At 48.1% G+C, this 19,471-nt stretch carries 11 protein-coding genes; 2 read left to right on the top strand and 9 right to left on the bottom strand.

The window, feature by feature from the left end:
• Positions 1 to 259 precede the first annotated feature (259 nt).
• From ACMA1I_RS15715 to ACMA1I_RS15680, 8 genes are all read right to left on the bottom strand, one after another.
• Positions 260 to 3,121: a glycoside hydrolase family 2 protein gene (locus tag ACMA1I_RS15715; protein WP_337069358.1), complete on the bottom strand. Its 2,862-nt coding sequence runs from the start codon at positions 3,119 to 3,121 to the stop codon at positions 260 to 262.
• 636 nt (positions 3,122 to 3,757) lie between these two features.
• Entirely contained in the window at positions 3,758 to 5,398 is a 1,641-nt protein-coding gene (locus ACMA1I_RS15710; RefSeq protein ID WP_337069357.1) for a sodium:solute symporter, read from the bottom strand.
• Positions 5,399 to 5,627: 229 nt separating this feature from the next.
• Entirely contained in the window at positions 5,628 to 6,713 is a 1,086-nt protein-coding gene (locus ACMA1I_RS15705) for a Gfo/Idh/MocA family oxidoreductase (protein ID WP_337069356.1), read from the bottom strand.
• Between the two features lie 523 nt (positions 6,714 to 7,236).
• The gene (locus ACMA1I_RS15700; RefSeq protein WP_337069355.1) at positions 7,237 to 8,727 is read right to left on the bottom strand and encodes a RagB/SusD family nutrient uptake outer membrane protein; all 1,491 of its coding nucleotides are present in this window, start codon (positions 8,725 to 8,727) and stop codon (positions 7,237 to 7,239) included.
• 130 nt (positions 8,728 to 8,857) lie between these two features.
• Positions 8,858 to 11,917 carry a SusC/RagA family TonB-linked outer membrane protein gene (locus tag ACMA1I_RS15695; RefSeq protein WP_337069354.1) on the bottom strand — a complete coding sequence of 1,020 codons (3,060 nt, stop codon included), beginning with the start codon at positions 11,915 to 11,917 and terminating at the stop codon, positions 8,858 to 8,860.
• 441 nt (positions 11,918 to 12,358) lie between these two features.
• Positions 12,359 to 13,264: a sugar phosphate isomerase/epimerase gene (locus ACMA1I_RS15690; RefSeq protein ID WP_337069353.1), complete on the bottom strand. Its 906-nt coding sequence runs from the start codon at positions 13,262 to 13,264 to the stop codon at positions 12,359 to 12,361.
• Positions 13,265 to 13,456: 192 nt separating this feature from the next.
• A complete protein-coding gene (locus ACMA1I_RS15685; protein ID WP_337069352.1) occupies positions 13,457 to 14,572 on the bottom strand; it encodes a Gfo/Idh/MocA family oxidoreductase in 1,116 nt (371 codons plus the stop codon).
• A 21-nt stretch (positions 14,573 to 14,593) separates the two neighbouring features.
• Entirely contained in the window at positions 14,594 to 15,424 is an 831-nt protein-coding gene (locus tag ACMA1I_RS15680) for a phytanoyl-CoA dioxygenase family protein (RefSeq protein WP_337069351.1), read from the bottom strand.
• Between the two features lie 456 nt (positions 15,425 to 15,880).
• Here ACMA1I_RS15680 and ACMA1I_RS15675 point away from each other — a divergent pair, with 456 nt between their 5' ends.
• Both ACMA1I_RS15675 and ACMA1I_RS15670 read left to right on the top strand, forming a co-directional pair.
• Positions 15,881 to 16,726 (top strand): AraC family transcriptional regulator, encoded by an 846-nt coding sequence (locus ACMA1I_RS15675; protein WP_337069350.1) that lies wholly within the window; start codon positions 15,881 to 15,883, stop codon positions 16,724 to 16,726.
• Between the two features lie 252 nt (positions 16,727 to 16,978).
• On the top strand, positions 16,979 to 17,794 hold the full coding sequence (locus ACMA1I_RS15670) for a sugar phosphate isomerase/epimerase (protein WP_337069348.1): 816 nt from the start codon (positions 16,979 to 16,981) through the stop codon (positions 17,792 to 17,794).
• Between the two features lie 400 nt (positions 17,795 to 18,194).
• Here ACMA1I_RS15670 and ACMA1I_RS15665 read toward each other — a convergent pair whose 3' ends face one another.
• On the bottom strand, positions 18,195 to 19,271 hold the full coding sequence (locus ACMA1I_RS15665) for an L-rhamnose/proton symporter RhaT (protein ID WP_337069347.1): 1,077 nt from the start codon (positions 19,269 to 19,271) through the stop codon (positions 18,195 to 18,197).
• Between the last annotated feature and the right edge of the window lie 200 nt (positions 19,272 to 19,471).

Genomic DNA, 19,471 nt, shown 5'->3' with positions numbered 1-19,471 from the left:
AAAGCTCCTAACCTGTTTTACCTTAAATAGAGCCCTGCTATTTTGCTTCCAAAAATTTATTCCTGCTGGTGGCAGAACTGTTCTGTTGTTAGAGAAGGCATCGTTACGCCTGTTTTACTGCTTTGCACGGCAGTTTTTCTACAAAAGGAAGCTACAGGCTACTAGCAATTATTCTAATCAAAACAGCCTTCCAGAGGTAAAAAGGTACAAAAAAGCCCTTACTGTGGCAAGGGCTTTTTTATGTAAGAATTGGTTCCGGCTACTTTTTGCTGGTAGCCAGGTTGGTATTTACCTGATCATCAGAAAAGTTGAAGTACAGGGTCATTTGCTTTGGTCTTGTTCTCCAGTAGTCGAAGTAGTTGTTTTTGCGGCCGGAATTGCCCAGGTACTCTGGCTTCTGCGATTTGGTACCTATTGGTGTGATGCCGTGCATAAACGAGATGTCGCCTTTCGGGAAAGGAGGAGCCGTGTTATAGGTTTTACCAGTAGGATTGGCCGGCGTGAACAAACGGAGGAAGATATCCTGCTGATCAGTTACTACCGTGAAAGGCTGTGAAGTGGTCAGCAGCTTCATCCAATACATATTGGAGTGGTAGCCTTTAAACTCCGGATAATCGAAGCGGGAATGGCCGGGGGTAATATGGCCGGTAATGGTGTTGTTGTACTTCTTCGTCCAGATATCGAATTTGTTGCCGTGCAGGCGGTTTTTCCAGACTCTGTAAGGGCCATCGCCCAGCCACTGCACACCCTTCACCTGGTCTTCAGGGAAAGAGAAGTTGATACCCAGAAAATCGGAATGTTCTCCTAACTCGTCGTCTGCATCGCCTTTGTAGGTCAGGTACTCCACATCCAGTTGCAGCCAGCCCGATGGGTACATGGTCCACTGCAGGGTCTTGAACTGTTTCTTCTCTTCAATGTCGTAGGTAATTACCACGTTATTGCCCTCCTGCTTCACGTTCAGCTTCTGGAAACCAGATTCACCTTCGGCAGGAATAGGTCCTTTAGCAAACGGAATAACGCCTTTTGCATTCTTCACCTGCTCCAGCAGGCCAGTTGTTTTGTCGATGCTTACCTGCACCCCATTGGCAGAAACAGTTACCAGGTTACCAGACTCCTGGAAAGAAGCAGCTTGGGTTCCTTCTTTCCGCACAATACGCTCTGCTACGGTAGCAGGATGTGTAATGGGCCAGCTCCAGGTAAAAATCTCTTTCTGATGCGGGTCTGTGGCAGTAACGTAAATCACATCAAAGTTCTGCCAGTCGCTGGGGAGCTGCAGAGCAAGTGTGCCTTTGTCGCCGGGTGCTATGGAAGGCGCTGTAAAAGTACCGGTTTTGGTTTCGGCTTTGCGGTTGCTGTTCGGCTCCGGCAACTGCGCCAGTTTGTACGAGTAGGTGCACTGGTTGAGGTTGGTGTAGAAGTAGCGGTTCTCTACCCGGAAAGTGCCATCAAAGCCAGGGGTTATTTCGCGCTGCTCAAACTTTATAGGCGACCAGATTTCCTTAATGGTGTAAAAGCTTGCCTCCTTCTCTTTGTGCGGACCCAGTATGCCATCATTGGCATGGTCGCCGTCAGTGTCCAGTATTCCTTTTTTATCGGTACGCACTACGCCTTCATCGGCAAATACCCACAGGAAACCACCTGCCGAAAGCGGCTTCTGCCACATCAGCTCCCAGAAATCGTACAAGCCTGCTCCAAGGCCACCATCGTAAAGGCCATGCAGAAACTCTGTCGGGAAGAACACATCGCGCCCCTCGAAGTAGGAACCGGTGCCGTAGTTGTAGTTGGTGTAGTGCTGCGTATCAATGCCACGGAAGTTCTGCCAAGGGTGCACCACCGGGCGCTTTTGAATGTCCATCGAATCGATGACAGGGTCTAAATCGAAGTTATGTCCGCCTTCGTTGCCGTTGGTCCAGATAATGATGGAAGGGTGGTTTACATCGCGGATCACCATTTCTTTGGCCAGCTTGGTACCTACTTCTGTGTCGTAGGCATCGTGCCAGCCGGTTAGTTCGTCAATTACAAAAAGGCCTAGCGAGTCGCACACTTCCAGAAAATGCTTGTCGGGCGGGTAATGCGACATCCGCACCGCATTCATGTTCATTTCCTTTATCAGCTGCACATCTTCTATGCTGTTCTTTTTGTTCGTAGTTCTGCCCGACTCCGGCAAAAAAGAGTGGCGGTTTACACCTTTGAATTTGATCTTGGTGCCATTCACATAAATACCGTCACGCTCCCGGAAATCAACAGTACGGAAACCGAAACGCTCGCTCACGGTGTGCACTGGTTTGCCGTTTTGCAGCAGCGTATACGTTACGCGGTACAGGTTCGGAAACTCCGGCGTCCACTGCTTTGGCGAGGAAATTTTGCTTTGCAGCCTGGCTACTGTTTCGCCTTGCTTCAAGCTTGTCTTAAACTCGGAGCCTACTTTCTGGCCGTCGAGCGTAAACACCTGCGCAGCTACTTCATTGGCACCAGCCAGGCCTTTCAGGTTAACTTCAGCTACAAAGCTGCCATCGTGTTTGGCATCGAGGGCGGTACGCTCAATGTGCTGCACCGGCAGCGCCTCCAGGTACACCGGCCTGAAAATACCACCAAAAATCCAGTAGTCGGCATGGCGCTCGGCCATCACCACCGATTCGTTGGCAGAGTGTTTGGCAACCGTTACTTCGAGCAAATTACTTTTGCCGGGCTTCAGCAGGTTAGTGATATCATATTTAAACCGGTAGAAAGAACCCTGGTGAATCGGTCCGGCAGACTGACCGTTAATTTTCACTTCCGTGTCGGTCATGGAACCTTCAAACACGATGTTTACCGTGTTGTTTTTCCAGTTGGCAGGTACTTTAAAGTTGTATTTATAGAGGCCTTTTTCTTTGGCACGTACATCGGCTTTGTCGTTGCCGTAGTTATAGGTTCCGAAACCTTGCTGCTCCCACACCGATGGCACCGGAATTTTTGTCCATTTTCCTGCTTTACGGCCTTCTGTTACCATAAACTGCCAGTCTACTGTTTTGTCGTTTCCGGTTCCGGAAAGGTACTGCACCTTGGTCTCCTGTGCATGCAGCGCAGCTATCGGAAAAAGCAGGAGGATAGAGAAAAGGAATCGGACTGAAATAGATTTCATGATATTTGGGTAATAATTAAACTAATTGTATTCAATAAGTTGCTTCGGTTCATCCTGAAGACCTTTCGTGTACAAGCCAATGGTTTCGACACATTAAAATATGATACTTAACGCACGCCAAAGACTAATCTCACCGTTAAAGTCATCTTCATTCAACCTGCCAGCTGTTTTGCAACTGTTTAAGTTCGTTGTTTTTTCTGGCTTTCGCCTCGCCGGCTGGGCCTTACTTTTCTCCTTGATGAGAAAAGTAAGCAAAAGAATCAAGACGATTTTGAACTCGCTGAACGCTCAAACAAAAAATCGTCAAATGGGCACTTGGCAATCTTTTTAGCTTCGTGGCTACACACTTTTTATGAAGATATAATATAAAGCGTAATACTGGCTCCATTCACTCAACTTCACCCTGGATCTAAAAACCAGAAAAAAGCTTTTGAAGGCAATTTTCATTTGAATAATTCAGGCTATTCCTGTAACAAGAGTTGCCTCCCACTATTTTAAACTATGAACTGGAAACTCGCAGCAGCAGGATACTCTCCTGCCGCTGCCGCCACCGTTTTTCAGGAGCACAAACCTTTGTTCGTATTTAAATGTAAATAAGGGATTTTTATATGAAAAAACCTTGCCTTTTTCGCCTTTTTAGTGCCCGTTAAAGAACACGTAGAGGCCTACCATCACTATAATAAGCAGCACCCAAAGCACATAAACGGAGCGACTTGGTTTTACCAGGTTACTAAAATCAAGCTCGTTCTGGTTTCTGGCTTCGGCGTTGTTATCGAAGTAAGAAATAAGGAAAGCTAATACGCTCAGAATCACGAAAATGTAGAAAGACAAGAGCAGGAAGTGCGGCCAGAAATCGTAAACAGCAGACGGGAACACCCACAGGTACATAATGCCAGTGCCAATACTAAAGGCCGTACCCGCCGTCAGGATAAAGTTGGCAGCACGGGTAGTGGTTTTTTTCCAGAACACGCCAAACAAGAACACCACCGACATAGGCGGCGCAATAAAACCAAGTACCGACTGAAACACATCGAACAGGTTCAGGCCTTTAATGCTATCGATGGCCAGGCTGCAAGCAACCGCAATAATGGCTCCGACCACTGTTACAATGCGGCCGATTTTTACAATTTCTTTTTGGGTGGCATCCGGCTTCACCTTTTTCACATAAATATCCATGGTGAACACGGTACTGAGCGAGTTCAGAGCCGAGTCGATAGTGCTTACCAGCGCTGCAATGAGTACAGCCATCACCAAACCGGTCATGCCAGCCGGGAATAGGCGGGTTACCATGGTCATGTAGGCTGTGTCGGGGTTCTCGAGTTCGGGGTATAAAATAAAACAGATAATACCGGGCAGAATAAACAGCGGTACATCCAAAATTTTGAGCCAGCCGGTAAAGTTAGCCCCCAGTTGCCCCTGCTTCAGGCTTTTAGCCCCTAGCACCGACTGTACCATAGATTGGTCGGTGCACCAGAACCAAACGCCCATAATCGGGTAACCCAGCAGAATAGCCGCCCAGGGGTAATTCGGGTCGTCGAGGGGGCGCAGCAGGTTCCAATATTCAGCGGGCACAGCTTCGTAGATGGCCACAGGACCACCTGCTTTTATGACTCCAACCACCGTAAGCGCCAGCGACACCACAATGAGCAGAATCATCTGGAAAACGTTGGTAAAGGCAATAGCCTCTAAACCACCTGCTATGGTAAAAAAGGCAGCAATCGCGATGAGTACCATGACCGATGCCCACAGCGGCAGGTTCAGGATTTGGCCTACGAGTATACCACCGGCAAAAAGTGTTAACGATAACCACGAGATCAGAACGGTTATAATGGTGTACCAGGCCAGAATGCTCCGCGTGGATTGCCCGAAGCGCTTGCCCATAAACTCCGGCAGCGTAAGCACCTTTGCCCCCAGGTAACGCGGAGCAAACACCACGGCCAACAGAAAAATGAACAGAAAGGCATACCAAGAGAAATTACCGGCAACCATGCCTGTTGTAAAGCCAATACTGGCCGAAGCAATGAGCATTGAAGGCCCTACGTTGGTGCCCCACATGGTAAAGCCAATACTGGACCAGCCCAGCGAATGGCCGGCCAGAAACAGGTTCTCTCCGCTTTGCTTCTTTTTCCGGAAACTTACCCAAAAGCCCAGGCCAATAATGATAATCAGGTAAACTGCTACCACTATAAAATCGAGTGGCTCTAAAATGCTGTAAATATCTTCCACAATCAGGTTGGTTTTACTTGTTGGCTCCGCTCCTGTACTGGCGCGAAACACTCAGATGTTTAAATGATGGGATAAAAAAATTAGCTGTTGTTTACCAGTCCTAAAAGCAAATTCTTCTAATGAAAAAGGCCTTCCAGAGGTAAAAATGCTCTTTTGAAGTCAGGGCTTATGCAGAGCAAGTATCTTTTGTTAAGGTGCTCCGGAAAATATAAGGAAGCTACCTGTAGGCAAAAGGCACTACAGGCAGCTTCCGGATAGATAAATCTAAAAGGAAAGTGGCTTAAACGGCTGCACCTTGCAGTTCGGCCAGGTCGTGCTGCTGTAGAATGTCGGCTACTTTTACAGGAGCGCCCGTCTCCAGAGATTTCTCCATGGCGTTGAGCAGAGCAATGGTCCCGATTCCCTCTTTTAGGTCTGGGTAAGCTGTTTTGTCCTGCTCAATGCAATCGGCGAAGTACTCCAGGTAGTTCTGGTATTCGCCGGCATGGTGGCTTTTGCCTTCAAAACGGAAATAATGCTTGAGCTTGTGTTCAAAGGTGATCACTTTTTCTTCGCCGGTGTTGGTGGTGATGGCATAGCGCAGGTCCATGTAATCGCCCTGGCTGCAGCCTTCGGTGCCGCGCAGGATGCAGCTCATCTCGCTGTCGCGGAGAACAGGCTGCACTGGCCCTGTATATACTCCGCTCACACGGGCAATACGACCATCTTTAGCCTTAAAAATAAAGTGCATGGTGTCCTCGTTTTTGAGACCGCCTTTTACACCGTTCGGGCTCAGCATGCCATACCCCATTACTTCTTCAATATCGGGCATGTACCAGCGCACCAGGTCTACCGGGTGGCTTAGGCCACCGTACAGCCACCTGAAGCTCTTCTCTAAGGCCCATGGCTTTTCGAGGAACCAGCGGTGGTCGGCGTGGTAGTAGGCTTCTATGGTTACCAGGTCTCCGATCAGGCCTTCCTCATAATCGGCACGCTGTCTTTTCATTGGCTCAAAAAAGCGGCTGCTCTGGCCAACAAATAATTTCTTGCCAGCCTTTGCACTTACTTCCAGCAGTTCTTTTGCCTGCGATAAATCATTGAGGAGCGGCTTGGTACACACCACATGCTTTCCAGCCTGCAGCGCCAGCTTTATGTGCTCCGCGTGCAGGTGGTCGGGCGTGTAAATGGCAATTACATCCAGTTCCGGGTCGTTGAGCAGGTCGCTGTATTCGGTGGTGTATTGGTGGAAATCGAATTCTTTGGCTCTGTGCTTGCACATGTCCAGGTTTCTATCGCAAACAACCTTAAGTTCCCATTTCGGACTTTGCAAGGCGGCAGACATGGTGCTTCTACCTTCTCCCAAGCCTAATATTCCTAGTTTTAACATATTTGATTTTTTAGATGCTATTCAAACTTAAATATCATATTTATGAATGAAACAACGAAATTTTGCTAACGCTATTTAGTCTTTTTTTAAAAGCTCCACCTGTTTTGTCAGTTTTGAAGGACAGAAGGGGTGATTGAGTGAAGGACAGTAGCCTCAAGCAAAGAAGCTTGTGTTGTGATAATACTTTAGCCGACCGCAGCTATTTCCGCAAGTTGAAAACACTTGGCAGAGAGGCTTCTTTCACTGCAATTATTCTAATGAAAACGGGCTTCCAGAGGTATTTGACTTTAATTTTGCTAAAGGCTAGTTAACGGACATCCGAATGGTAAATCTCCTGCTAGAGACCAAAAATGGCATACCCGCCTCCACCTGCCGATGAAAAAACAGTTATGCCATTTTTGCTCAAGCTGTAGTTCTGATACCACAGTGATACTCTCCCAATAGATAACTAGAGTTGAACTACCGAGGTTGACCTATCAAAATAATGAGTAAAATAATTTTGAATTTCTAATTTGGCGCAGCACTAGTAGCCTGGGTTCTGCTCCAGGTTAGGGTTAGCCAGCACATCGGCAGGCGGAACCGGGAACACCAGGCGGTTAGGGCTGGAGGCTGGTTTCAGGTGCCAAGGCTGCAGGAACTTGCCATAACGTACCAGGTCTGTTCTTCGGAGTCCTTCAGCAAACAGCTCACGACCTCGTTCTGCCAACAGATCATCTAAGGTAAGCGATTGGAAGGCGCTTACACCTCTGTTCGTTCTGATGGTGTTTACGATCTGCAACGCCTCGCTGGCAGAGCCTTTACGCAACAGCGCCTCGGCCTTCATCAACAACACATCGGTATAGCGGATCAGGATGTAATCGTTGTCGGCTGCAGATTTGTTTGCATAATCTGGAATGTACTTTACAGGACGCACCCCATGAAACAAACCTGCTCCTACTATAGTCGGTATTTCTTTAGTTAGTACCACATTCTGAATAGCTGTGCCATCCGGGTTATATTGCTGCCCCACCAGGAAACCGGCATTATAGCCTCTTTCTTTCACGATCGGGTGCTCGTAATATCTCCTGATGTCGTTCTGCTCGAAGGTATCGTAGAAATCACCAACAGCTGCAAAACCGTTCCAGCCACCACCATTTGGCAGGTTCATTTCGCCGGGAAAAATGGCATGCCACAGCACCCACAGCGAGTGCGACCGTACGCCGCCCTGCCCTTCTATGGTAAAGAGCAACTCCGTAGATTTCGTATTATTATCTGGTCCGAAGCTATCCCAGTAAAAGTTAACAGACTTGCCGGTAATGGCATCTGCGTACTCTATTACTTTGTCGAGGTCGGCGTTGTTGAACTGCGGGTTGGCTCTGTCGGCATACACGCCTTTGTTCAGGTACAGCCTGGTCAGGAAACCGCGGGCAGCGTTTTTAGAGGCTTTAAAAGCAGGAGCCGAATCAGATAACAAGGGCAGCGCCTCCTCTACCTCTTTTATGATAAAGTTAATGGCTTCCGTGCCTTTGTACACCACTGGCGGCAGCAGCAGGTTTGAGCCTGGTTCCCGGAACGGCACCCGGTCATACAGGTCGAGCAGCGTAAACATAAAATAAGCTCTCAAGAAACGGGCTTCTGCAGCTACTTCTGGTGTGGGGTTAAAGTTGAGCACGTTGGTGGCATCAAAAACACCCCGGTTCATGCGCTCCCACACCTGCCGGAGGTAAGCATGGTCGGCGCGCCAGGTGTGCTGGTGCAGCTCGCGATATACGCCCCCGTTGTCCCAGCCCGAAGGCCTGGAGGGGCAGATCATAGCATCTCCGCTAATTTCGTCTAGTACCCAAACAGAGGCGGCGTGTTGCACAAATGGGTTATCGAAATCGCGGTACACGCGCTCCAGCATAGACGGAAAGTTTACGTTCTCCTCCAGGAACGCCCGTGCTTTATCGGCAGGAAGTTCAGAGTGTACTTCTTCGGCCAGATCGGTACAACCAGCCAACACCAGACTCAGGGTTATATATTTTATAAATTTCATCTTCAAAAAATTTAACAGGTTTGGTAAAAAGGACACAGGTACCAGAGCACAAGGCAAAAGGTTTTTAGCTGTTTTACACTGACTTGATGCACGGTGCCCACTCCTTTAATTTTAAAATCAACTCACTGCCTTAGAAAGACACATTAAAGCCGAGTGTGAAGTTTCTGGCCATAGGGTAAGGCGTGTATTCTATGCCGAAAGATGGCACACCGTTTACGCCACGGTTGGTGTTCACTTCAGGGTCGAAGCCGCTGTAGTTGGTAAAGAGCAGCAGGTTCTGGCCTGTTAGGTAAAGGCGGGCATTTTTAAAGGTAGTGCCTATGTTGCCCAGCGTGTAGCCAAGAGCAGCACTTTGCAGCCTTAAAAAGTTTCCGCTTTCCATGTACCTGGTCGATACTACGTTGGAGTTGCTCAGGCTTTCAGGTCCTAGGGCGATGTCAGAAGTAGCGTTGCGGCCCAGGCCAAAGTTGGCAGCCGTAATCACAGCATTAGCCGTGTTGTTGTACAGCTGGTGGCCAAAGGCGCCGTTAAAGTTCATGGTAAAGTTAAACTTGCCTCTGCTCACATTTGTGTTGAAACCCACCAGGTAGTTCGGGTTCGGGTCGCCCACAAAATCGGCCTCCTGGCTGTAAAGCGCAGCGCCATCGTCGTCGAAGCCCTCGAACTCGCGCATATAGTACGCAAACAGCGGCTGCCCATTAGCCAGGCGCTGGCTGTTGCTGCCTTCGCCAAGGCCGTTACCGTTTATCTGCCCGGTAAGTACCGGAGCACCTGTGTAGTCTTCGAAGCGGTTTTTCAGGTAGGTGGCGTTCATGCCTACTTCCCACATCCATTTTTCGTTTTCTATTACCAGTGCACTCAGCAAAAGCTCTACGCCCGTGTTTTTAACAGTGGCCGGCAGGTTGGTCCAATAATTGGCAGAGGGAGCCGGTTGTAATGCTGGCAGCCTGAACAGCAGGTCTTTGGTAGCTTTGTCGAAGAACTCGATGGTACCATTCAGCCTGTTGTTGAAGAACCCGAAATCCAGGCCCAGGTTAATGGCTTCGGTAGTTTCCCACTTCAGATCTGGGTTCGCTACATTGGCGAGGGCAATACTTTGCATACCAAACTCATATCGCTCCTGCGAAGCACCTGCGGGGAACTCCTGGTTACCGGTTCTGCCCCAGCCCAGTCTCAGCTTCAGGTTGCTAAGGGTCTCTTTTCCGGCCAGGAACTGCTCCTCAGACAGCACCCAGGCACCGGCAAACGAAGGAAAATAACCATACTTGTTGTTGCTGCCAAACTTGGTAGAGCCATCAGCACGCATAGTAGCCGTAATAAGGAAGCGATCAGAAAAGTTTAGGTTAGCACGGCCGAAATAAGACTGAATTTCGTTTGTAGGGTCTTGGTAAGAGCTAATGTTTATCTGGTCTCTTCTAGCGTTCTGCAGAATGTCCGACCCCCTCAGATCGAAGGAAGTAAAGCCTCTGGCCGTAATTTCGGACCTTCTGTTTTTATAGGTCTGGTATTCGTAACCGGCCAATAAGTCTAAAGTAAGGCCATCGGTTACCTGGCTGTTGTAGTTTAACGTGTGGGTAAGAGTGCTGCTGGTAAGGTTCGAGTTGCTTACCACAGCCAGGCCTATATCGGTAATGGTAGACAGGAAAAGGTCGCCGGATGTATCGATGGCTCTGTTACCTTTAGACTGGTTTACCCCGAAACTTGCTCTGTAGTCCAGCCCTTTTACAATATTAAAGGTAGCTCCCACATTGGCCAGCACATTGGTAATGTTGGTTTCATCGTTGTAGTACTCGAGCAGAGCAGCAGGGTTTGTAGGCAGGCCAGATACGTTCGTGCCATATACGCGCTGCACAAAAGTACCATCTGCGTTTCTGAACGGCACCGTTGGGTTCCACTCGATGGCGTTGCCGATAAGGCTACCATTTACGTTGGAGTTTTCCGCAATAGGTGCACCGTTTTCTAGGGTGTTGGCCACAATCAGGTTTACGTCTACTTTCAGTCTGTCTTCGGGCAGAAAGTTATAAGTGCCGGTAAAGCTGCCGGTATACTTTTTAAAACCCGACTTTTTGATGATACCTTCCTGGTCGTGGTACCCTAAGGAAAGGCGGTAGTTGCTCTTGTCATTGCCACCTGTCATCGATACGTTGGCGATTTGGGTTTGCGCCGTACGCATAATTTCGTCAAAGGCATCTACATCGCCGCCGCCATCACGGTTTTCGATCTGCCGTAAGGCAAGGCCCTGCCGGAAGGTATTGGCATCCATCAATTCCGGTTTACGAGCCATCATACTAACCCCAGTCGACATGTCTACATTAAGCGTTGGTGCGCCCTGTTGTCCTTTTTTGGTGGTAATGATAACCACGCCGTTGGCTCCCCTGGCACCGTAAATAGCGGTAGCCGAGGCATCTTTCAGCACATCTATAGTTGCAATATCGTTCGGGTTCAGAAAGTTGAGCGGGTTAGAGCCAGCCGGACTGCCGAGTTCACCTGCCGCAGCGGCTGGTTTGGTGTTTCGACCATCCAACGGAACACCGTCTACTACAAAGAGTGGCTGATTTCCGGAGCGAACAGAAGAAGTACCTCTTATCCGAAAGGTTACCTCTCCGCCTGGCGCTCCACTGTTGTTTACTATGTTTACACCAGCTACTTTACCCTGAATAAGTTGTTCTGGCGAGGTGTTGATGCCCGTATTAAAATCCTTTTCACCTACTCGGGCCACAGAACCTGTAATATCTTTTACACGGGCTGTGCCATAACCTACCACCACAACCTCATCCAAAGCCCTGGCATCTGGCTTCATGCTAACGGCTATGGTAGCGCGGTTGTTAATCGGGACCTCCTGCGGCTGGTAGCCTACAAAGGAAATGACCAGGGTTCCGGTACTGCTTGTTGCCTGAAATGCAAAATTACCATCCAGATCTGTAGCAGCTCCTTTGGTTGTTCCTTTTTCCATAACCGTTACACCCGGCAGGCCGGTGCCTTTCTCGTCGGTAACTTTACCCTGCACCATATGGCCCTGGGCAAACGCGTTGTTGCAAATCAAAAACAGTAGAGGGAGTACAAATAAGTATCTCAGCTCTCTTTGTAGAATATGTTTCATTTTGATAGAGTTAAAGTTGTATATCAGATCGTCAGTTGCTCTCATGGCGGCTGTTGTGCCAGCCATGCCTCCACTCGGTTGTATCGGCACTATCGTTGGTAATTTATTAAACAGACAAGTAAGCCTGCCAGCTGGGACTCCGGTTCTTTTACTCCTACAAAAGAACCGGCTGGCCATACAGGCGCAAACAGTGTGAGGTGATGGTAATAATCAGGTGTTTCAGAATTTGCCAGAAGTGCAAATGTTTACAAGAAGCTGGTCAGGCTCTGTTGTTTGATTGCAGTCGCTAGATTATAGATGCTAAATTTCTCTTTAGATGAGAGCTAGATAAGACCCTCCACATCCTTATATCAACAATTTAATTATTTAAGAATCAGCAGCTAGTAACCGGTAACCAAATTATTTAAATAAAAAAGGCCTTCCAGAGGCTTTTTCGCCAGTTAAAGCCCAAGGGTGCTAGTGCCCGGAACGGGTAATCAAAAGAAGGCGTAAGGACTCATCACTTACACCTTCTTTTGATGCTACAGTATGCTAGCAGCCGTTTACGAGCAGTTTTTCGTCGAGGAACTGTTTGGCACGCGGCACATCCTCCTCCTCGAGGTGTTCTATAATAATCGGAATGTTCGGATGGTCGCGGCTCAGGCGCTGCAGGTACAGGTCGTAGTTCAGGGAGCCTAAGCCCGGAGCAGGCAGTTCAATCATGCCAACGCCACGAAGTGTATGGGCCTCGCTGGCATCTATGTCGGCCATTTTAACGCCTTGTGCAGCCGTGGCACGCTTTACATCTTTGGCATGCGATATTTTAATGCGGTGCGACAGTGCGTTAAAAATGTAGTTCAGCGTCTGGTCCATCTGGTCGATGTTGTGCTCCTCAAAATAATTGGTAGGGTCCATGAGCAGCCCCAGGTGCGGGTCGGTTATGTCTGAGAAAAGGCGCAGGGTTTCTTCCACAGATCCGATCACGTTGTTTACATAGGTCTCGGCCAGGAAAGTAACGCCATGCTCACGCGAAAAATCCACAATGTCCTGAATCACTTTTACACACTCTTCATACCCTTCTTCGGTTTTATTTTTTGGGTGATGCACCCAATCGCTCTCTGAATCGAAGGTGCCGGTTTCGCTGATTACATAAGGCGAGCCCATGTCGTGCGCAAACCGGATCAGCTGCTTCAGGTGCTTCAGGTTAGCCTGCCGCTTTGCCGGGTCGGGGTGCACCAGGTTGGTATAGCCCGAAATGCAGGAAATAGGCAGGTTGTGCCGCCTGAACGTGTCCCGGATTCTGCGGCATTTCTCAGCTGTAATCTGCTCGGTAGACAAATCCATGTCTTTAAAGCTCAGATCGAGTTGAACTGTGTTAAATCCGATTTCCCGGATTTTACGTGCCGTTTCTTCTAAGGTGTAAGGGAAGTAACCTGTAAATATGCCGACTTGTATCATATAGATTATGAGGATTAGGTATATTCAATGATAGAGTTTCTGAATGAGTGGGTGTGTGGATTATAAAAACACAACAATCAATACACAGTAAACTTAAGCTGCCTATTATGCTTTTGTTTGGAGCTTTTTAAAACCATACAGCTTAACAGATCGGCAGCATTTTGCCTGATGTCTAATGTCTTGTGTTCTCTATTAAGTTGCCAGTATCTCCTGTATGGCCACCGCCCGGTGCTCTTTATAAGAAACATGGCAGGCTTCTACCAGTGCCATGGTTTTGAGATTGTCTTCGCCGCTTAGTTCCGGGGTGGTATCCTCCTCAATGGCACACATTAGTTGCGCCATCGGCCCTACAAAGGCATCGGGGAACCATACTTCATCCCAGCGTGGTTTAAACCACTTCTCTCCTTCCTGAATGGTGGTATAGTCGAGGGTGCTCGGAGTCCGTTTCGGGTAAAAAGGCCAGCCGATGCTACCTTTTGCTGTTCCTTCGGTGCCTTCTACACGCCAGTTAATGTAAATATCGCTGGCAGCTCCTTCGCGGCTTGGCCCGGTCCAGACATCGTCCCAGGCGGAGGTGCGCAGGCCATTGTCGTACTCCAGGATATACAGCGACACCCCATCTTCGTGGCGGAAGTCTTTGCCATTGCGCGGGTCTTCGGTTACGCTGCAGAACACCCTGGTAGGGTCGCCGAACAAAAAACGAAACGCATCGAGGTGGTGGATGCTCATGGTTCGGAGCGTGGCCCAGCCGAGCTCTTTCTGCCACGGCATCCAGTGCGGAATGGCACGCATATCGATGGAGGCAAAAACAGGCCTACCCAGCACACCCTGGTCCAGCAGCGATTTGCAGGCTCTAATGGACTGGTCGTAGCGCATGTTCTGATTTACACTCAGCTTTATACCTGCTTCAGCGCACAAGCGAACAATTTCTTTAGCCTGCTCATAGTTTACCGCCATTGGCTTCTGCACCAGAATACCTTTAATATGGTCGGCATGCTTTACCGCTTCCCGCACAATCTCCAATTGAAAGTTGGGCGGCACCGCAATGTCTACGATCGCTACGGCAGGGTCCTGGAGCAGTTCCTGGTAGCTGTCGTACACTTTTCCGATGCCATGCCGGTCGCCTACAGCCTGGCTGTTGGCACGATGGCGCGAGGCAATGGCCACAGGGTTAAAGCCAGCCTGCCGGTAAGCCACCAAATGGCAATCGGCCATAATAAACCCGGAGCCAATACAGCCGATGCCTAAATCGAGGTTCTGGGGCAGGCGCGGGAGGTAGTTTAACTGAATATCTAACGAGGTATCCATTGTTATGCTTTCTGTTTAACCTTATTTAACTTTTAAAGTAATTTCGTTTTCCTTGTTCAGAAAATCTGTCTGTGCCGAAAGGCCCACAGGGTCAGATGCCAGAATAGCAGCATCCGGAACTACTTTTACAGGGGTAATGCAGGAGGTGTTTTTTTCGCGGAACGGCACATTGTAGCTCAGGTTATAAGCCGAAATAAGCGACCAGCGCGGCTTGTCCGATAAGTTAGCCTCAGACATGTGCAGCAGGTTCGGGTGGAAGAAGAGCATATCGCCTGGCTCCAGCTCTACGTGCACGCGCTCGCAACGCGTAATGGCCTGTTCTACAAAATCCATGTCGGCACCTTGTTGCTCGCCTGCAAAATTATGCTCAAAACGGCCCATCTTATGAGAAGCCTTTAGCACCTGCAGGCAGCCATTGAGCTTGGTAGCCTCAGTTAGCGCAAGCATGGCGCTCAGCATAGCTTCGGGGTACAAAAACCCGTTTTTATACCAGTACCCATAGTCCTGGTGCCACTCCCAAGCACCGCCTACTTCAGGCTCCTTTTGCATAAGCTTAGAATGAAAATGACATACCTCTCCTTCTCCTAATAAATCCTGCGCGGCATGCACCATCTTTTCGCTCCGTGTGAGCAGGCCAAACGTATCGTCGCCGGGCGTGAACCAGAGCGTAAGCCGGGTATGCTTACCACTTTGGTCTTTAAACTCAAATGCATTTTTGCGGAGTTGGCCGTCTTCTATAGCCAGGCCGTAGAGCAGTGCCACTTCTTCTTTGTTTAAAAAGTTTTTTACGATCAGGTAACCGTCCTGTTCGTACTGCAACTTTTGTTCGGGAGTTAAGCTTGTTAAGGTCATATAGAATATGGTTATGTTTTTTATAACTGAATAGTAACTAAAGGTAAGCCAGCAAGGCCAAACGCAACTTTCAAAAAGCTTTACAGCCATCACTCTTATTCAAACCAAGTACTTTTGCACCAGCAGTTTAACAATAGTGAACTCACACTTTATTACTCTAACTAATGTTTGTTAAAACATTGCTTAAAAAAAAGAAGCCAGCTGCTTCTAAGGGTAATTGCTTTCTTTATTGTAATCCGACTGTCGTGGTAAGCGAGAGCTTCGAATTTAAGGAAAATTTCAATAACTTTCGTTTATCTTCGTTCTCTTTCAAATCAACATAACCAAAGTTCGCTTTTATTTTATTCTTACGCCACCGCTTTTTTAGCAAATAAACAAACTTTTTTGACATAAATTAGGCAATTGTTTAAATATTAAGGTAAATTAAAGGCATATTCTACACTGTAAAGCAACCAAATGAAGCCGCATATTCAAAAACTTCCTTTGTCAGAACACTCTTCTTTTGTTGCGGATACTTTCTTTACGCCGCATTTCGAAACCCCCTGGCACTACCACTCCGAGTATGAGCTCGTACTGATTTTGCAGGGCAAGGGGAAACGGTTTGTAGGCAACCACGTCTCCGACTACGAAGAAGGCAATCTTACCTTTATGGGCCCCGATGTACCGCACCTATTCCGGAAAGAAGAGCCCGAGGCCACAGGCGGTTCGCTGGTGATTCATTTTAAGGAAGATTTTCTTGGAAATGATTTCAAGCGGATACCCGAGATGCAAAAGCTCAAGCAGCTGTTTCAGAAAGCACGTATGGGCCTGCACATAACCGGCTCCACCCGTGAGCTTATAAGCCAGAAAATGAATAATATGCTCCAGCTACAGGGCATGGAACGGCTTATCTGCCTGCTCAGCATTTTAACTGTTCTAGCCAATACCGGCGAGTTTGAACTGCTCTCCAGCTCCGAAATAAGTGGCCAGAACTCTCGCGACAATGACCGCCTGAACAAGGTGTTTGATTATGTAATGTCGAACTTTAAAAATGAAATACAGGTAGGCAAAGTGGCTGAAATAGCTAACATGAGCTACTCGGGATTCTGCCGATACTTTAAAAACAGAACCAAAAAGAATTTCACGCACTTTGTAAACGAAATACGGATTGGTTATGCCTGCAAACGCCTGATGGAGAGCGATGTTTCGGTAAGCAATGTGTGTTACGAAAGCGGCTATAATAACCTGACCAACTTTAACGAGCAGTTTAAAAAGATCCTGAAATGCACGCCTTACCAGTTCCAGCGGCAGCACAAGGTGTAGCTAAGTTAAGAGTCTAAAGTTATGAGTTAAAGGAATCCTGCACCCGTACTCCTAGGCCTGATCGGAACAAAAAAGGTTCTGGAAGGCCATTTTCATTTAAATAATTCAGTTGTTGGGTGTTGTCTGGCCAAGTAGCTTACCTGTTAAATTGTTGGTCTAAGGATGTAGATGCTCTTATCTAACTTCTAACTCATAACTCTCACCTTATAAATGGTCTAGGATCTAAAATCTAGTGTCTAAAATCTAAAACATATGGAAGTAAAGTTTTTTTGCCCACGCTGGGGATGTGAAGACATGCCTTGGGATGATTTTCTTTTGAAAATAAAAAGCGCTGGTTTTGCAGGCGTGGAGTGTGCTATTGCCAATGAGGCAACTCACGCAGAGCTAAGCGAAATATGGGAGAAACTGGATAAGCACGGGCTGGAGATTATTCCGCAGCACTACGGCACTTACGATGCCGATTACAACCGCCACCACGATACCTTTGCCGCCTGGTTCGAGAAAATACGACCATTCAGCGCTTTAAAAATAGATTGCCAGACAGGGAAGGATTTCTTTTCGTTTGAGCAGAACAAGGCGCTGATAGACCTTTCTGTGGGTTATACCCAAAGCACCGGGGTAGAAGTTTACCACGAAACGCACCGCAACAAGTTCGCGTTTGCAGCTCACATTACCAAAGAGTACCTCCGCCAGATCCCTTACCTTAAAATAACGCTGGATGCCTCGCATTGGGTAAACGTGGCCGAATCGTACCTCGAAGATCAGCAGGAGGCCATGGAGCTGGCTATTTCGCGCACAGAGCACATACATGCCCGGGTGGGTTACCCGGAGGGGCCACAGGTGCCAGACCCACGCGTACCGGAGTGGCAAGAGGCTGTAGAGCACCACTTGGCCTGGTGGGATAAGGTAGCCGCCAGAAAAAAACAGGAAAATGCCTTGCTGACCATCACACCCGAGTTTGGCCCTTTCCCCTACATGGTGCCTATGCCCTTTACCCGGCAACCCATCACCAGCCAGTGGGATGTAAATGTGCACATGATGCAGCTGCTAAAAGAACGGTATCAGTAGAGCAAAAAAGCAGCGGATGCTCCAGGTGTAAACCCGAAGCATCCGCTGCTTTTATACTAGAAGAGGTTTAATACTCCTTCGACTTAATTTCCAAGATTTTATACTCCTTACCAAGAGTTTCGAAGTGGTAGAAGGCGATAAATTAATGGCTAAGAGCAAGGCCCCTTGAGGCATGTTTATTTTCGCACAAAGTACATGCATGCAAAAAACATGGGAACCCTTGCGCATTTTTCTGCCGTTTTGCTTCTGAAGGGCCATTTCATTAGAATAATTCCTCTTCTGCTCAACTCAACTTTCTTAAATGCACTTAGTGCAAGTCAAATGGTTTCTAAATATTAGGCACAGCAAAAGAAGCAATATTTCTACCGCTGAGCCTCATTTTTAATTTGGCAGGAGAGCACTAATGGCCGCTGCCTGTACTTACTTCTCCCATTTCTGCCTGGCCTTTTACGGTGCCATAGGTCATAATCAGGAAGGAGGTACATAATACCACCAACGCCCCGATCAGCAGCAGATAAGTTCTGCGCGATACGTCTTTCCACTCCTTCATAATAACGCCTACTACAAAGCTGAAGAAAATGAGCATCGACATGTGAATAAGCCAGCTGGCAAACTGGAAGTTACCCATTTTTACGTGCCCAAGGCCATAGAAGAAAAACTGGAAGCACCAGAGCGTTCCGGCTAGCCCAGACCACATAAAGTTTCGCAGAATGGCTAATTTACCCAGGCCACTGCCTTTGCTCGTCATCTCTTTTAAATTGCCTTCTTTGAGCGCCAGCACCATAAACCACACCAGGTTTACCACAAAGCAACCAGCCGTAGACACAATCAGTTTGGCATTTCCTTCAAAATGACCGGCTCCGTTGGCTGCGGCCATGTCGGCAATAGGTTGCCCGTACTCCAGAGAAATGTTGAACACAGCCGACAAAATACCACCGATAATCGTTAGCATCAGGCCTTTCTTCATATCGAAGCGTTGCCCCTCTCCCATTTCTCTTTCACGCTTAAAACCGGCCAAGCCGCAAAGTGCCACGCCCAGCATCGAAACAGCCATGGCCGTCAGAATAATGTCGCCACCTGGCCGCTGGAAATACTCCACCACCTCGCCACGTAACAGCAAAGGCGTGAGCGTACCGATGATGGCCGATAAGCCAATAGAAATGGTATAGGTAAGGGAGTAGCCAATAAAACGGGTAGCATACCCAAACGACATACCACCAAAGCCGTAGCAGGCACCTAAAAAAAATGCGCCCAGCACTACATCGGTGGGAGCATTGGCCAGGATTTCAAAAAAGTCTGGCACCGTAAATATACCTAGCACAGTAGGCACAATAATCCAGGCGAAAAGCGACTGCACTAGCCAGAACGATGTCCAGGACCATTGTTTGGTTCTATGGTAAGGCAGATAGCAGGTAGAAGCGGAGATGCCTCCTACAGCATGCAAGGCTGTTCCTGCAATGGGGTTGGGTACTATCATGGTGAGGTAAGGGTGGGGAATTAGGGTTTAGTGTTAGCTGCCTGAAGCAAATAACTAACGATTGTTTCAGTATATATATTTTAGCATGAATAGATTACAGACAATAGATTTTCCCTGAAGTTGATTCTCAATGGTACTCCTGCCCGGCCCAAATGCACCCAGGAGCTACACGCACTTGGAGGTTTTTCCGTTGCCTCTCC

The sequence above is a fragment of the Pontibacter sp. 13R65 genome, from assembly GCF_047525655.1.
Lineage (GTDB): Bacteria > Bacteroidota > Bacteroidia > Cytophagales > Hymenobacteraceae > Pontibacter.
This window is presented reverse-complemented; position numbering and strand designations above follow the sequence as displayed.

Bases quoted from the DNA above. Each gene is read 5' to 3' on its own strand.
- ACMA1I_RS15675 (WP_337069350.1), top strand. From the start codon at position 15,881: ATGAAGCCGCATATTCAAAAACTTCCTTTGTCAGAACACTCTTCTTTT.
- ACMA1I_RS15700 (WP_337069355.1), bottom strand. From the start codon at position 8,727: ATGAAATTTATAAAATATATAACCCTGAGTCTGGTGTTGGCTGGTTGT.
- ACMA1I_RS15665 (WP_337069347.1), bottom strand. From the start codon at position 19,271: ATGATAGTACCCAACCCCATTGCAGGAACAGCCTTGCATGCTGTAGGA.
- ACMA1I_RS15670 (WP_337069348.1), top strand. From the start codon at position 16,979: ATGGAAGTAAAGTTTTTTTGCCCACGCTGGGGATGTGAAGACATGCCT.
- ACMA1I_RS15705 (WP_337069356.1), bottom strand. From the start codon at position 6,713: ATGTTAAAACTAGGAATATTAGGCTTGGGAGAAGGTAGAAGCACCATG.
- ACMA1I_RS15690 (WP_337069353.1), bottom strand. From the start codon at position 13,264: ATGATACAAGTCGGCATATTTACAGGTTACTTCCCTTACACCTTAGAA.
- ACMA1I_RS15715 (WP_337069358.1), bottom strand. From the start codon at position 3,121: ATGAAATCTATTTCAGTCCGATTCCTTTTCTCTATCCTCCTGCTTTTT.
- ACMA1I_RS15680 (WP_337069351.1), bottom strand. From the start codon at position 15,424: ATGACCTTAACAAGCTTAACTCCCGAACAAAAGTTGCAGTACGAACAG.
- ACMA1I_RS15685 (WP_337069352.1), bottom strand. From the start codon at position 14,572: ATGGATACCTCGTTAGATATTCAGTTAAACTACCTCCCGCGCCTGCCC.